The organism is Rhodococcus sp. FH8, assembly GCF_019266085.1.
GTDB lineage: Bacteria > Actinomycetota > Actinomycetes > Mycobacteriales > Mycobacteriaceae > Rhodococcus_F > Rhodococcus_F qingshengii.
On sequence record NZ_LPNQ01000052.1, the window covers coordinates 1 to 13991 of the forward strand.

The window sequence follows — 13991 nt, forward strand, 5'->3', positions numbered from 1 at the left end:
CGTTGCCGGGACCGAATCTGACTCACAGCAGGTGGGGAACTATCTGGCCGTACGCGGGGAGAAACCATGGCCACAAAATGCGCCATAAATGGCCGCCAGTGGGGAGCTTACGATGGCCGTCGACAGTGGGTGCTACAATCCGCCGAGCCTCAACGACGGAAGGTGCTCCTGATGAGTCGCCAGCAGATGTACAAACTGATCGCGCTGAACAAGGAGCGCCCGAGCGATGGCTTGGTCAACGACATCTACAAACTTGTGAACGGGTCTGTCGCTGCTGGCGAGATGACCCAGGACGAAGCTTTGGAGATCATGCAGTCACTCTGATCGGATGATCGCTTCCACCACTGCATCAAGTGGGTGATCCTGGGTCTCATCCTCCATCTACGCGACCTTGGTGTTTGGCCGCTTCATCGTCTTGAGCTTGAACCCTTGTTTGCGGGCAAGTGAGGCTCGGTTGTAGACGTTGCCGACGTTGATTCCAAGTTTCCTCACAACTGATGTGCTGTTGCGACTGCTGTTGTAAACCCGTACGAAGGTCTCGACGTCAACTCTCTTCTTGGCGCGAGGGGCGCGTTTCTTAGGTGTCGGTGCTTCAGTCTTCACGGGTCGAGCAGTCGACTTCTGGCCGGCCTTGGTTGTCTTGAATGCCTCGAACCGATCCAGCTCGTCTTGCGTCATGTAGGCAGGTTCTACTGCGAACACCTCGACGAAGTAGTTCGGCTCGTCTTCTACCGCTTTGCGGGGGTATGTGAGCGATTTTCGCCCGTCTTCTAGCGTGTACTTGATCTGCGAGTTGTCCAGCGCGATGTAGTCTTGCGTCCCGTCGTCACACTTCTCTTGTACGAGTGCGCCCTTGGTGAGTTCTGGTAGTTCCTTGGTTAGTTTGAATGTTCGTCGTTTCACGTTGAGTTCTCCGTTGTTAAATAGTGTTAGATCAGACGCCTTATACGGCCACCAATCTGAGCGGTCGTGGTTCCATACTTGTACATTCGTCGCTGAGCAGTAGTTTTTGACGAATCCGTAGTTCGCCGTCTTCATCGAATTTGGTACGGACTCGGCGCTGTTGTTGTATGTCGATATCTCGATACCATTCACCTTATCGTTTACCTTAAATTTCACCATCCTTCACCTCCTTCTTTCCTCGTTTACTTATTCGTCCACCTTTCGCACCTGCGATCCGCGCCAGCTTGCGGTCGGCAGCAAAGCCGCCAGTCGTGCCCAGGCGTCCACCGATCGCGCCGATCTTCTTGTAGAAGTCGGGGTCTTTCGCGAGGTTACGGTCCCTAGCTTTTAGCCCGCCGGCCTTCGTACCGCTCACCTGTTGCTCCACGGGAACCATGAACGGTTGCTCTTGTTGGTCGCGACCGTGCGGCGGGAATCAGCATCCTGAAGTGCCTTGATCGCAGACTGGTTACGTCTGTTATCTAGCTTGAGTGAGTCGTGTTGCAGGCTCAGATCTTCCTGCCGCTCCGATAGCTTCTCAACCAATGCTGTTAAGTGACGATTCGTAGCCTGGCTCTCCTCGTACGCTTCGTTGAGCATGTGGGTAGTCACTTCATCGTGACGCGGCTCAGGGGTTGGCTGAGGAGCCTTCATAGGTTTTGGTGGGCGGTGTGTCTTTGTCCCAACGGGCCGCGGTGCTGGGTTCATTGCTCTCTTGGCAGACACTCGCTGCGCTTGTGCGTTTCGGCGTCTTTGGAACTCTTCCCAGGTCTTCGCCTGCCGGATGAACTTCACCGTGGATACCTTGTATCCAGATTGCATTGCGATTTCTTCTGGAGTTGATTTCTTCGATCGTGCAACGATGCTGTCGAATATCTCCTTATTAATCTTGGTTGAGCCACTAGCTGGCATAGTTCTTATTCTCCCGAGGTCTCCACCTCATTACTTAGTTCGTCTGACCATTCCGTTACCTCGAAATGCTCGTTTACCCGCAGCGTCGGCTTAGCTCCGTCGTCGAAGTCCAGTCGTCGCGTGTCTTGCTCCAAATGTGCATCCATCGCGATGTCGTACCTGATGGAGTCGATGTCACTGTCGGCGTAGTCGTGATGTGCCTGGCTGTAATACGTATCCATTACTCGTTATCAGCCTGCTGTCGTTCAATCGCAGATTCAAGTAACTCGATTGCCTGAGCTGCTTGTGCCTGTGTCTTGATCTGCATGATCCACTGGTCCCGCTTCGCCGCATCGCCACCGGACTTCGCATAGAGAGTCTTGATTTTGATGAGTTGTGAACCGCGTGGCGGATCTTCCACCTTCGAAGGTGCTTCTTCCGTCCCCGTTATCAACCCTGCCATCGATGGAGCTTTCAGTGGCGTATCAGTATTCGAGCTACTAACCGCTATCGGCAGTGCCCAATCTGGAAGTTTTGGAGGTGACCAGTATCCAACTATCTTGGGTGGGTCCTTCCTCTTGTCTTTGCCGTACTCCCAGAGCTTGATCTGAATGTCTCCGTCGTTTAACACCTTGACGTATTTCGCTTCGAGCTTGTAGAGGTAGCGACCAATGCCCCATTTGACTGCGGCTCGCTTCTCTGAGTTCGACAGCTGTAACTTCTTTCCGATCGATCGTGAGACGGGTTCTCGAATCGGGTTAGAGCTGGGGCATCAAGATCTAACATTAGCCAGTGGGCGCGGTAGCACCAAAGTTCTAGGTACCGTGACCGATCAACGCAGTCAGAAGAGATATGAAATTTGTGGATTAGGGTGTGGCCTCCCGCGTTGCGTTTGCGACGCATTGGCGACGGTGATTGATCATGTCGAGGATTGAAACCAGGTATGGTTTTACAGAATCAACAACAGGTGAGATCCTTGAACTTGCACCGCTGACTAGGAAACCACGAGTCCGTGCGAAAAGAGGAACAGCCGGCGTCCTGCGAGGAAATAAGCACTTGTCAGATTCAGTATGGTTCGTCGGCCTGCTCGGCATGTTGATCGGCGCAATAGGACTGACCAGCTAAAAACAAAGACCCCGCTACTTGGCGGGGTTCTTCTTGTCTGAGGCACCCTTACGGGCGGGGCTAGGCCTCCTATACATATTACGACGATCGTAGTTCATCATGAAAGTTTTGTGGCGTTTCAGGTTCTCTGCGAGGTCAGCTTGTCTTGCTGCATCTGTGGTGGGTGACGGCGTTTGAGGGATGACGATTCGTCTGTTGGTAAGAGGGAGTTGTTTTTCGTTATCCACCATGCTGTCTTCAGTATGGCATGAGGCGAGGGATTGTGGAATATGGAAAACGTCAAGTATGTGAAAATATAGCCAACTGTGATTAAATGGAGGAAGCCAATGCACGACTTGCTAAATGACTGTTGCGGCTGTCTAAGTCAGAATAGGGACATATAAAAGGGTAAAGTATAACCCACTATTTCTAGTGGGCGCACAACTTGCTATGCCCTTATTGTACGAAACTTCGATGATTTAGTCCATACCTTTACAAGAAATCAGTTTGCAGTCTGATTGGATTGAATGCAGCTGAGGGGGATACATCGGAAGCGGGCGGCTTAATTAACCGCATTCTCTCGCAGTTGTGCGAGGGACCTGCCACAGGCTAGCCGATGCCCCCTCGCATGCATTTAAGCCCAAAACTGTGGGTGCAGCCCTGACAGGCTTGGCGAACCGTGACTAAATGTTGACTAGCCCGACTTACTCAGCGCTGAACTATCGAGAAACTTCCGTTGGAACAGATCCCAACTGGCAAGCCGACAGGAGTGTCGTGAGCATTGGCGGAGGTGTAAGGATAGCTTGTAAAGAACGCAGTTTGTCTCTCCCCTCAAGTAGTAGGGAGTGGGGGTGGAGTGGGCTATTAATTGATTCTTTGTGGCCGAACGAGATGCTCGCGTACTGCTTCAACCATGGTTTGCCGATGCTTGAAGACGGTAGATTTTGCCTGGTCGAGTCGAGTGTGATCCCAAGTTCCAGTAACAGTGTCAGATTCAATTATTTTCGCAAATGTGCGGGACAGTACAGTGTAGTCGTCTTTAAGCTGGTTGAGTTCACGACGAACGTCTTTCTGTTCGACTATCATGATTGCGTTTGTGAACGAAAGCTCGGCTTTTAGAATCGCGGGTGCGGATTCTCTGAACTGAGCGTTCAATCGGGGCCTTATTTTCTTAAGTTTGAGCGTTATAGCTAGATGATCCGCTGTTCCCGGATCATATTTAGAATATTGTCTCTGGACAAGCTGCATTTCGTCCACAATATTCGTAACCTTCAATATTGCGATGTCGGCGTCCCCGATGGCCTCCCAAATGGGCGCAATAGTGTCGATCTGGCGGTGCGCGGCGATTTGATCGAATTGCTCCTGCTGTCTGCGGTCGGCATCCTTGCGCGTGACTGCCAGTTGGTAGAGGGAGACGGTGACTGCACTCGCGGTGAGCAACCCCGAGAACCAGCCTGATAAAGAACCCCACTGTGACGATCCCCAGTCGTGTGCGAACCCCCACCCCACGAGAAGGCCGAGTACCAATGCTGCGACACCAAGTGGCCAGTACCAGATTCTTACGTCGAGTCCAGGAATTGGAAACGAGAACTTTGTAATCCACTTCCGAAGTCGCTTACGACGGGAGCCCGAAGCTTTTGATCTCCGGAGGTCTGGGTCTTCATCAACATTTTCGTGGGTCACCCGCTGATTTAAGCAGATCCGACCGATCGTCCTTCACTGTCAGACCACTATGCGAACATCCTCGCTATGAACCTGATCCCCACCACTGACGCCGCCGTGGATGAAAGCGGCCTTTACCTGGCAGCATCTCCACACACTCGTGCGCAGGTTCTAACGAGTCCATGCCCCGTGCCGGCCGCTCCAGGTGTTTACGGCTGGTGGTTCCGAGAGTTGCCCGCTGAGATCAACACGGCAGGGTGTGCGAAGAGAGACGGGCTGACCTTGCTGTACACGGGGATCAGTCCATCAGCACCTCCCACTAATGGAAAGGCACCGAGCAAGCAGACTCTTCGGACGCGGATCAAGACTCACTACAGGGGTAATGCCGCAGGTTCGACGTTGCGGCTGACTCTTGGGTGCTTACTGTCTGATCAACTGGGGATCGAGCTACGTCTGGTTGGTTCGGGCAAACGGCTGACGTTCGTTGCAGGCGAGAAGGTGCTGTCCGAGTGGATGGCTGAGAACGCGTTGGTCTCGTGGGTTTTGAACCCCGAACCTTGGGTGTTGGAGCATCAGCTCATCTCAAGCCTGGACGTTCCTCTTAACTTGGATGCCAACGCTCACAACAGTTTCTTCCCAACTCTGAAGGCTGCGCGGCAATCGGCACGCGATCGGGCAAGGGAACTGCCAGTGGTGCCGAACCCTGGTGTGGGTGGCAGATAGATCACCAGAGCATTAACTGGTCGGGATCGATACTTGAGTCTTTGGGTGAGTCCCTTAGGTAGTCGCGAACGACTTGGATTAGTTCGCCTTGATGAGCGAGTGTTGCATTCAGGTTGACATGGATCTGGCGTCTTGGGATCTGTTCGTCAAAAGGCAGGCTGTATAGGTCGGTCATCGAACGTCGGAGTCGCTCGCAGTCTGCGCCAGCTCGACGCACTTGTTCGTAAACATGTGGCTCATCGACGACCATTAGTGCAGTCTGCAGTGCCGCTACGAGCCGACCGCTGGAATTTTGCCATATGTCGTATTTGGCTGTACGTGATGCGTAGTTCTCTTCGGAGGGAGTCCTTCGAGCGAGGTGGACCGCGGTTGTGAGTCCTCTGACTACAGCGGGCTGTTCAGCGATGGCGGCTACTACTGCAGCAATTGTCTGTGTCTGTTCCGACCGCCGACCAGAGTCAAGTTCGGTCGCTAGCCGGTCTTCGGCCCTTGCGAGCGCTTCCTGATGGAGGAGACGTTCGTTCAGATTTCTTTGATTCGAGTCTCGTGACTCTCTCTCGGCGCGTTCCTTGGCTTGGTTCGACTGATAAAGCGCCACTGCGACAGCACCGAAGGTCATAACCCCACCGAACCACGCGCCCGCTGCGGCCCACTGTGTCTCGTTGAACCGGGTGCCAGTAGCAAGGCCGAACAAGTAGTGGCTGGCAAGTGCGGCGAGGAGTACGACGATGAACAGACCGACGCCGTAGCCAATTTTCTTGAGCACTCGCGGGACACTACAGGAGTGGATGGTCGGGTTTTCCACAGCCTGATCCTCAATGGTGCATTTCGCTATTGCATTAATCGTTAGTTTGGCTCATAGTTATTTGCATAGTAAATAAGCAGGAATCAATGCAATATGAGTTCAAACGATCAATCCAATAAGAACCGCCGCGGCCTCGTAGTCTTTCTACTAGTAATCGTGGCCTTCATCGCCGTCGCAGCCTTCAATCAAAAGAGCGACCAACCAACTGGCCTCGTAGTTCCATCTGAAACCTCGACACCAGCACCCGCGCAACAGAAGTCCTGGCACAAGGTAATCGAGCTATCTGGCTCGACAAGCAAGCGCAGTGACATCTTCCAGCTGAACAGCTCCAAGCAACGGATCACCTACACAGTGAACGGTGAGTACAGCCCGTTCGTGAACATCTACGTGATGGCAGAGGGTAAGTCTCTCGACAAACACGGCGGAATCCCTGAGGTCACGATGGCTCCAGTAAGTGGAGATACGTTGATGTACAAGGCATCTGGCGGCTTCTACCTCGATGTTTCGGGCAATGGTGAGTGGACGGTGGTTGTCGAGGAGTGGAAGTAATGGGGGCACTACTACGAACTTCAACTGAGGAAGATAAATGTGAAGGGGAGAAATTCAATGCAAGGGTTCTAGCGTGCCTACTTGAGTGGGAAAGGGCCTGGGAAGAGACCAATGGCTCTCCATCGGCCAACTCGACAGGTCCGAGTGATGAGGCGAAGTCATGAAGTTGAAGCGCTTCAAATTCTCACCAGTCGATCTGGTTGCGCCCATCCTGATCTTCCTGTTGGCCGGTCTCATCCTGGCACCGGCGATCCAATTTCAGACCGAAATATTCAAGACGGACAGATCCGCGCCTTCTCAGCCTGAACTGTCAGAACCAGCTGCTGTTTCCACCAGCGCCATCAATCCGAACTCCCTCGAAGCGCTCGTCAACTCCGAGAGAACCAAAGCAGGCAAACAACTCTTCACAACAAATGAAACGCTCAGATCGAGCGCGTGCGCCAAAGCGGATCACATGCTCGCACAGGACTATTGGGCACATACCTCACCAGACGGCGTGACTCCCTGGAGCTTCATCGAGAAGGCCGGCTACCGCTACACAACTGCGGGGGAGAACCTTGCGAAGTCATACCCTGACGATGCGAGCCTCGTTGCTGCCTGGATGAACAGTCCATCTCACCGAGAGAACGTACTCGGGGACTTCAAAGAGCAGGGGATCTGCCAGAAGGCCGGGACGTTGCAGGGGAAGGCGACGACGGTGACTGTGCAACATGTTGGAGTGCGGTCAAGCTGAAGCCTCTTGTGCAGTAGATCAAGTCTGAAATGTGTACCAACCCAAGTTGTTCGCCGTAAAGCCGTAGGAGCGCGTTAAATACGCTCCTACGGCTTTTTTGGCAGCCAGGTCGTTACGAGCGTTTCGCCACAGCCCGAGCCACAGTGGATGAGGTGACGCAGAGCGCAGCGCCACAGAGTAAGACGACCCAGAGGCCCCATCCGATCGAGGGTCCGATGGTCGATCGCAAGACAGTGGTTTCTTGGTTGGAGAGGTTAGCCGCGTCGACAATCGCGATTACAAGGGTGATTGCGCCTAGTGCAGGGGCAACCCACCGGTCGCCGAACTTGGCCTTTCCTCCCCTGGAAAGAATGCTGAAGAGTGCGATTGCCGCGATGACGCCGAGGATCATGGTCAACATGCCATCGCCATCGATCCCTGCCCTCGAGAAGTTGAGGAAGGTTGCCCATGGTCCGAGACTGCCGACCACTATCCCGACGCACGCCAGTAGACCCGCGATCATGTTGGGCATGTAATTGGTAGGCAGCGCAGGCAACAACGCTGGCTGCCCGACTGGGGGTACACCCGCGAAGTATGGTGCCGGTGTTGGTTGCTGGATTTGCGGAGGAGGTTGTTGGTTACGGGCCCGCCATGCTTCCGCTGATGCTGGCTCGCGATTAGGCGGGCGATAGGGTTGATTAGTCATAGTGCCGTTTCTCTCAGTGCAGTGATTCGATAGAACTTGGAATGGATTGTAAAGCGCGTTCGTTTTCTAGGGATCAGAGTTGAAGTAAATAGGGAACCCAAGCGTTATTCGTAAAACTTCGACCTGAAAGTCGATATGTGTGGTAGTGACTAAATCGTCTCGCTGTCGTACGTTAAGAACATATGGATAACCAACCAATCATCATCCGGCGCAGTCTCTTTGGCCTAGTTGGGTTGATTCTGGTTGGCCTTCTGATCGCTGGATTCATCTATGGGCTGGCGTACTTCCTCCACACTCAGAACCCACGGGACACGACACCGATTGCGATCCTGCAGTTGATGGGCGTCGTCGTCCTGATCTCCACAGCGGTAACCGCCATCGTCTACAACCTGCACTCGATGACACTCAACGACAGCGGGGTGACGATTAAGAACTGGGGAAGTCTGTTCTTCAGCAGCGAGACACACTGCGATTGGAATGAGATCGAAGACCTCAACGTGCAGCGAGGGGGACCGTTGGCGTTCGTGGGTGGTTACGGCAATCTTCTAATCCAAACAGCAGGCACCGAGACGAACCTTCGTTTCAACTACTGCCCACGTCCTGAGTACTGGCGCGACTACATCGACCAGCGCAGCGAGGCGTCTCCTCAGCTAGTTCAGAGTGTCTCGTAATCACGTTTGTCGGTTATGCCCTACTGTTTGACCACCAGACTTTCTGCAAGGAGAAACCGACGTGGGATATCCCGCACCGCCAGGCGGACAGCAGCCTTTTCAACAACCATCACGTAACAACACTCCGCTGTTCATTGCGTTGGGTGTCTGTCTTGTGGTGATAGTGGCGCTCGCCGTTGTCGTTGTGGCGCTTACTCGCGGCAATACCGATGCGAGTCAGGCGGTATCTGCGCCTTCTTCATCGAACCAGGTCTTACCGGGGGCGAATGCAACACCTGGCTCAGAGACCGAAGTCGTGGAGACAACCGAGCCTCCATCAACGACGGCGGCGTCAGGTGCGGGTCTCTTTGACAAGCAGCGAGTGTCGCCAGGGATGTGCGAGTCCAACGGCGTCTGTCGAATCGCCAGTCCTAGCGGCAATTTCATGTGCTACATCACCCCGGACAGTGCAAACTGTTCAGCCCCACAAGGCGAGCCGCTCGTGGCTGGATTGCTTGTCCCTCTAGGTGGTGGATCGAATCGAGAGATTCCAGCGACGTCAATCTCCGTAGACAAGACAGGGAAGACCTCGGTCTACGCGATCACCGCTGGCGTATCGAAGATGGAAACCCGTGATCAGTTGCAGCCATACATCTTCCCGTACGGGAGCCAGATACAGGTGCTGGGTTTCACGTGCGCAATGGATGCTGATACCGGGGTTAGCTGCCGCAATGATTCAACCGATACAGGGTTCTCGGTGACACGCCAGGGATACACGTTCTTCTGAGCGTTCCACGATTTCACATCAAGTAGGGAGTGCAGACTTGCGGAGGTCAACTGGCTACAGGTTTGCCGCGTCATTTGCGTTGATCGGATTGGCGCTTGCGTCTGGGGTGGCTTGTTCATCCGATCAGAATGCAAACTCTGGCGTAAACCGATCCTGGCCGAACGGAATTGAGCGTGCTCCGGTACCCCAAGACGGCGACGAGGGATTCGTTGAAGCGAATGTGAGGGACTACCGAGAATCAGACGTCTACCCGCGTGCGCGCGCCCACGTCAGCTACATTGCCGACTCCACCGATCCGGTCGTGATGCAAAATCTCGCAAAAGCGTGCATCCAGCACTATCTCCCCGACTTCCCGGCCGTGGATTGTCGTGTGTACCCAACCCAGGCTGACTACGACGTACTGCCCCCAGGAGCGGCAGAGATCCCAGCTGAGGATCTTTTGCGGCCGTGCTTCAGTGTCTTCGGCAATATTCCGCCGTCTGGAGGCGACTACAACTTCGTTCCCTTCGACGGAACTGGACCTCTCCCTCCCGAGTGCCCTAGCGCGGGGTAAACCTCAGCGGAATCCGTCCGAGATCAATCGCTCAGCAACACTGTCAGGCATGGTCGAGCATGAATCTTCGCCGCGATCCTCCGAGTGATCTAGAGCTGTATCCGTAATCCCCACCGTCGCAACAGTGCCCTCCCATCCACCAAGAGCGGCGATCGAACCAGGATTGAACCTCGCCGCTATGTTCACCTTCTCAATAGCGAGCTGATCTGCATCGGGTCCAAGGTAGATCCCGCCGTCTGCTGCACGTTCGATGTACGCGGGTCGAGGGAGCACTCCCGATAGTTGGTTGGCGTTGTACTCACTCATGAACCAGGGTGGGGTGTTGAAGTAGTACCAACTCGCTGCACACACCCCGTAAAGGCCAGGACCGAACTGTGCGTAGTTGAGATACAGCTCCAAGATCCGCTGATCTGACATTGAGTAGCTGAACTCTGTCGCCATAACTACTTCGAGTCCCTTACGGATAGCACTACGTCCAGGCCAGAGAAAGATATTCTTCACCAACTGCTGGGGGATGGTTGATCCACCCACTCCAGCGTCGCCGTCCATGTATTCCTTTGCCTTAGAGGTCAAGTCGCTGATCTCAAACCCACCAGCTCGCATACCAAGTCGCTGATCTTCGTGAGCGATCACTGCCGCAATCATGTATCGGCTGATGTGGTCGAGATCGACGTACTGGTAAACGATCGGGCCTTCGTCTTGCAGCATGAACGACGTTCGAGATGGCGTGAACCATCGGTACGAGAGCGTCACCATCTCCGAAAGCACTAGGGGAGTGAGTATTACGAGCGCAACGTACATCGTCCATCGACGCCAGCGGGGGCGATGCCTGCGGGTGGCCGGCGGCTGTTCCGGCTCGTAGATCTCGTACTCGGGTTCCAGTGTGTGTACCCGCTGAGACTCGGGGAGGAGATCGTCGAGGGAGAGTCCCCGTGACCGGTCGAAAGCGGTGGTGTTGGCGGTATCCATGAGTGGCCTCCCAATTCTCTGGAAAATCGCGCACAGGACAAATAGTCAAATGCGGATTTCGACCCATTTTATGCGAGATTTCGAGAAAGGGGATAGTGAGTTTCGGGGGTGGGGAATGGAGAGAATCGCGAGGTGGGGTTAGCGATTCGAAGAGGGGGCGTAGCCGTCCATCGTCTGATGGGTGAACAAGTAATCGATCTTATCCGCGTATTTGCGGACGTACGGAGTGAGGGTGACCTTCGCTGTTAGGGGGATATTTAGTGAACCGTTTGTTTTAACTATCATTACGCTACTTATTTAAACACAAAGTCTAAAGAATTGCAATAGTAAAGTTGAAAACTGTGGATAAGTCTAATCATTTCGCTATTGCATTTGTTGGTCTTTTGGCTCATAGTTATTTGCATAGGAGAAACATGAATATATGAATCTAGAAAAGACATCCACACCCGAGTACATCAGCACCAATTACTCCTCGCCTCGCGATGAAGTCCTGCATCACCTCTCACTAGAAGGCTGGGCCAACCAAAGCTCAGGGGACACCGCATCTACTACGGGTTACTTCGCCAGGATCAGCAACAGTGAAGCCGAACTTCAAGAGCTGACAACCAACTTCGAGGAAGCCATGCAGTCTGCCGGCCTCGCTGATCCGTCTGCCCTAATCGGTCACTACCTCCTCGTTGAAACCGACGATGGCTTCGTTCACGTAGGTGCGTACAAGTCCGAGGAAGAGGTGATCGCTGACTACCAGAAGCTCGAAGCTGCTTATGAGGACTGGGCGGGGGAGATGGCATGAGTCATCGCATCAAACTCCGAGCGTGGGACGTCGAACGTCGATGTTTCTACTACTCCACACAGCCAGGGGTGGACTTTGTATTCGGGAAGGTGGGGGACGGTGTCTATATCGACAACCTACTGCGCCTCGACCTGACCGATGAGAACACTTCTCAGTTCACGGGTGTTGAGGATAAGAACGGCGCGGAGGTCTGTGAGGGAGATATCGGTCTAATTGGCACAAATCAATACGCCGTGTGCTGGAACGGGGCTGGTGCATTCTTCGATCTTGCCTGGGAGAACAGCACGGATATGGACACGGATTTTCTTCTATCAGACGCTGTGAACGGATTTCCGATGTTCGAAGTCATCGGCAACCGCTTCGAGGACCCAGAACTACTGGAGGTCACCTCATGACCCCAACCGAAACCCTCCGCGCTGCAATCAAACTCGCCAACACCAACGGCTACGACAACCCTGCACTCTTCGGAACCATGGATCTAATTAACCAGTGGAACATGCCACCTCGTGCAGTACTGGGGATCTTGCTGATGAACCACGACTTCTGCCGAGCACTTTGGGGTGAGGAGTGGATAGTTCGTACCCAGACTGTCGCTGTGTCGGATGATCCGTTTGGGTATCTGGCGGTGAGTTTGGAGGGGAGCGCCTGACGTGCCAAAGTTCTACGTCTACATCACCGATCGGCTTCACGAAGACCAGAATTTCGGCCTCTCCCATGAGCGGGTGTTCACCGAAATCTACGACGCTGAGAGCAAAGCTGATGTCAAAGAGCTGGTGCTGAAGGATTTCGACTACATGCCGAAGGTGCGAGAGAAGATGACGTCGAAAGTACCTGCTAGTGAACGGTTCATCACTAGCATCCATGAACTCAACGACTACTGGTATGACATCTGGTTGACCCCGCACAAGTGCAGGGAGTGCCTCAACGAGTATACGAAGATCGAGAAGGCGAAGTTTCGCATGGGCGGCTCACCTGAGTTCTGCTCTAGCGAGTGCCAGAAGCAGTACAACATCCGCTTCGAGGCGACGACGGTAGATAGCTATAACACTGCGACTGTCTACATGATCATCCACAAGCCGAGCGGCAAGAAGTACATCGGCGTGACCACACGTTGGTTGATGCAGCGCTGGTGGGAGCACATCAAGGCGCAGAGCGGATCGCCATTCCATCAACTCATACAGGCGAGCAGCGTCACCGACTTCACGTTCGAAGTACTGGAGGTGTTCAAGCCGAGTGAACACGATCCTTATGAACGTGAGGCCATCTACATAAAACAGTACGACGCAGTCGAGCTGGGTCTAAATAGCGTCGGCGGCCACAACAAGGAGGTAGCTAACTAGCCCCATATGGAAAGAATCAAATCCAGACGAACATCCGAGCGCAAAGCTCCCGAACCACTCAACATCGACTATCCGGCCATGATGGAAGAGATCCTGAACATGCCTGGCGAAGTTGGCAACGCGTACAACAGGTTTCGACGCTACTCACTGCTCAACCAGGCGCTACTCATGAGCCAAGGTGTTGCAGAGCCCATCAACACTTTTAGGGGCTGGCAAGAGCTTGGAAGACAAGTCCAGAAGGGCAGCAAGGCCAAGTTCATCATCCGCCCGATCACCATCAAGCGAGAGAACGACAAAGGCGAGGAAGAGCAGTTCATGCGCTTCAAACCCGTCAACTGCCTGTTCACCGTGTCCGAGACTGAAGGCGACGATCTACCTGAGTACGAGCCACCTGAGTGGAGTGAGAAGCGAGCACTCGGAGCACTTGCGATCAACCGGGTGGCGTACGAAGGCCTTGATGGCAATGTGGCCGGCTACTCCTACGAGCGCAATGTCGCGGTATCTCCCGTAGCCCCTTACCCGTTCAAAACACTGATGCACGAACTCGGACATGTAGTCCTCGGACACACAGCAGCAGACGCTCACGCTGAGTACACCCAACACAGGGGAATCGCTGAGTTCCAAGCTGAGTCAACGGCTTACCTAGTTCTCAACGAGCTAGGAGCGACCGATCAGATGGATGCTTCTGTCAGTCGCGGCTATGTCCAGTCCTGGCTGAGTGGTGAAAAGCCTGACGATAAGGCGATCCGTGCGGTATTCACTACGACGGACAAGATCGTGAGGGCGGGGCTCACTGCCGATTAGC

General features: G+C 54.0%; 20 protein-coding genes. 11 read left to right on the top strand and 9 right to left on the bottom strand.

Annotated features, from left to right (window positions below; all coding sequences use genetic code 11):
- Positions 1 to 171: 171 nt before the first annotated feature.
- On the top strand, positions 172 to 324 hold the full coding sequence (locus tag ATN38_RS01325; RefSeq protein ID WP_218747431.1) for a hypothetical protein: 153 nt from the start codon (positions 172 to 174) through the stop codon (positions 322 to 324).
- A gap of 57 nt (positions 325 to 381) precedes the next feature.
- Here ATN38_RS01325 and ATN38_RS01330 read toward each other — a convergent pair whose 3' ends face one another.
- The 6 genes from ATN38_RS01330 to ATN38_RS01355 all read right to left on the bottom strand — a co-directional run bounded on the left by ATN38_RS01330 (position 382) and on the right by ATN38_RS01355 (position 4620).
- Positions 382 to 1122: a hypothetical protein gene (locus ATN38_RS01330; protein WP_218747432.1), complete on the bottom strand. Its 741-nt coding sequence runs from the start codon at positions 1120 to 1122 to the stop codon at positions 382 to 384.
- Positions 1109 to 1318, bottom strand: a complete 210-nt coding sequence (locus ATN38_RS01335) for a general stress protein (protein ID WP_218747433.1) — start codon at positions 1316 to 1318, stop codon at positions 1109 to 1111. Before ATN38_RS01335 ends, ATN38_RS01330 begins: the two co-directional genes overlap by 14 nt.
- Positions 1315 to 1854, bottom strand: coding sequence for a hypothetical protein (locus ATN38_RS01340; protein WP_218747435.1), 540 nt, complete (start codon positions 1852 to 1854; stop codon positions 1315 to 1317). The genes ATN38_RS01335 and ATN38_RS01340 overlap by 4 nt, the downstream gene beginning before the upstream one ends.
- Before the next feature lie 5 nt (positions 1855 to 1859).
- Entirely contained in the window at positions 1860 to 2075 is a 216-nt protein-coding gene (locus ATN38_RS01345; protein WP_218747437.1) for a hypothetical protein, read from the bottom strand.
- Positions 2075 to 2296 (bottom strand): hypothetical protein, encoded by a 222-nt coding sequence (locus ATN38_RS01350; protein WP_218747439.1) that lies wholly within the window; start codon positions 2294 to 2296, stop codon positions 2075 to 2077. Before ATN38_RS01350 ends, ATN38_RS01345 begins: the two co-directional genes overlap by 1 nt.
- Before the next feature lie 1505 nt (positions 2297 to 3801).
- On the bottom strand, positions 3802 to 4620 hold the full coding sequence (locus ATN38_RS01355; RefSeq protein ID WP_218747441.1) for a hypothetical protein: 819 nt from the start codon (positions 4618 to 4620) through the stop codon (positions 3802 to 3804).
- A 66-nt stretch (positions 4621 to 4686) separates the two neighbouring features.
- Between ATN38_RS01355 and ATN38_RS33310 the strand changes: the two genes are divergently transcribed.
- Positions 4687 to 5322, top strand: a complete 636-nt coding sequence (locus ATN38_RS33310) for a GIY-YIG nuclease family protein (protein WP_256931512.1) — start codon at positions 4687 to 4689, stop codon at positions 5320 to 5322.
- A 1-nt stretch (position 5323) separates the two neighbouring features.
- Here the strand turns inward: ATN38_RS33310 and ATN38_RS01360 are convergent, their stop codons facing one another.
- Positions 5324 to 6088 carry a hypothetical protein gene (locus tag ATN38_RS01360; RefSeq protein WP_151531521.1) on the bottom strand — a complete coding sequence of 255 codons (765 nt, stop codon included), beginning with the start codon at positions 6086 to 6088 and terminating at the stop codon, positions 5324 to 5326.
- Between the two features lie 132 nt (positions 6089 to 6220).
- Here ATN38_RS01360 and ATN38_RS01365 point away from each other — a divergent pair, with 132 nt between their 5' ends.
- On the top strand, positions 6221 to 6676 hold the full coding sequence (locus ATN38_RS01365; RefSeq protein WP_218747443.1) for a hypothetical protein: 456 nt from the start codon (positions 6221 to 6223) through the stop codon (positions 6674 to 6676).
- A 160-nt stretch (positions 6677 to 6836) separates the two neighbouring features.
- On the top strand, positions 6837 to 7409 hold the full coding sequence (locus tag ATN38_RS01370) for a CAP domain-containing protein (RefSeq protein ID WP_218747444.1): 573 nt from the start codon (positions 6837 to 6839) through the stop codon (positions 7407 to 7409).
- Positions 7410 to 7521: 112 nt separating this feature from the next.
- On the opposite strand, the gene ATN38_RS01375 is transcribed toward ATN38_RS01370, so the two are convergent.
- On the bottom strand, positions 7522 to 7944 hold the full coding sequence (locus ATN38_RS01375) for a hypothetical protein (RefSeq protein WP_218747445.1): 423 nt from the start codon (positions 7942 to 7944) through the stop codon (positions 7522 to 7524).
- A 383-nt stretch (positions 7945 to 8327) separates the two neighbouring features.
- Between ATN38_RS01375 and ATN38_RS01380 the strand changes: the two genes are divergently transcribed.
- Positions 8328 to 8765 (top strand): hypothetical protein, encoded by a 438-nt coding sequence (locus tag ATN38_RS01380; RefSeq protein WP_218747446.1) that lies wholly within the window; start codon positions 8328 to 8330, stop codon positions 8763 to 8765.
- A 61-nt stretch (positions 8766 to 8826) separates the two neighbouring features.
- Positions 8827 to 9531, top strand: a complete 705-nt coding sequence (locus tag ATN38_RS01385; RefSeq protein ID WP_218747447.1) for a hypothetical protein — start codon at positions 8827 to 8829, stop codon at positions 9529 to 9531.
- Positions 9532 to 10087: 556 nt separating this feature from the next.
- On the opposite strand, the gene ATN38_RS01390 is transcribed toward ATN38_RS01385, so the two are convergent.
- Positions 10088 to 11053, bottom strand: a complete 966-nt coding sequence (locus ATN38_RS01390; protein ID WP_218747448.1) for a transglycosylase domain-containing protein — start codon at positions 11051 to 11053, stop codon at positions 10088 to 10090.
- Positions 11054 to 11474: 421 nt separating this feature from the next.
- Between ATN38_RS01390 and ATN38_RS01395 the strand changes: the two genes are divergently transcribed.
- The 5 genes from ATN38_RS01395 to ATN38_RS01415 are packed head-to-tail and all read left to right on the top strand — an operon-like array spanning position 11475 to position 13990.
- Entirely contained in the window at positions 11475 to 11846 is a 372-nt protein-coding gene (locus ATN38_RS01395) for a hypothetical protein (RefSeq protein WP_218747449.1), read from the top strand.
- Positions 11843 to 12241 (top strand): YopX family protein, encoded by a 399-nt coding sequence (locus tag ATN38_RS01400; RefSeq protein ID WP_218747450.1) that lies wholly within the window; start codon positions 11843 to 11845, stop codon positions 12239 to 12241. The genes ATN38_RS01395 and ATN38_RS01400 overlap by 4 nt, the downstream gene beginning before the upstream one ends.
- Complete coding sequence (locus ATN38_RS01405) at positions 12238 to 12495, top strand: hypothetical protein (RefSeq protein ID WP_218747451.1); 258 nt, start codon at positions 12238 to 12240, stop codon at positions 12493 to 12495. The genes ATN38_RS01400 and ATN38_RS01405 overlap by 4 nt, the downstream gene beginning before the upstream one ends.
- A 1-nt stretch (position 12496) precedes the next feature.
- Positions 12497 to 13186, top strand: coding sequence for a GIY-YIG nuclease family protein (locus ATN38_RS33160; RefSeq protein ID WP_218747453.1), 690 nt, complete (start codon positions 12497 to 12499; stop codon positions 13184 to 13186).
- A gap of 6 nt (positions 13187 to 13192) precedes the next feature.
- Complete coding sequence (locus tag ATN38_RS01415) at positions 13193 to 13990, top strand: ArdC-like ssDNA-binding domain-containing protein (RefSeq protein WP_218747454.1); 798 nt, start codon at positions 13193 to 13195, stop codon at positions 13988 to 13990.
- Position 13991 lies beyond the last annotated feature (1 nt).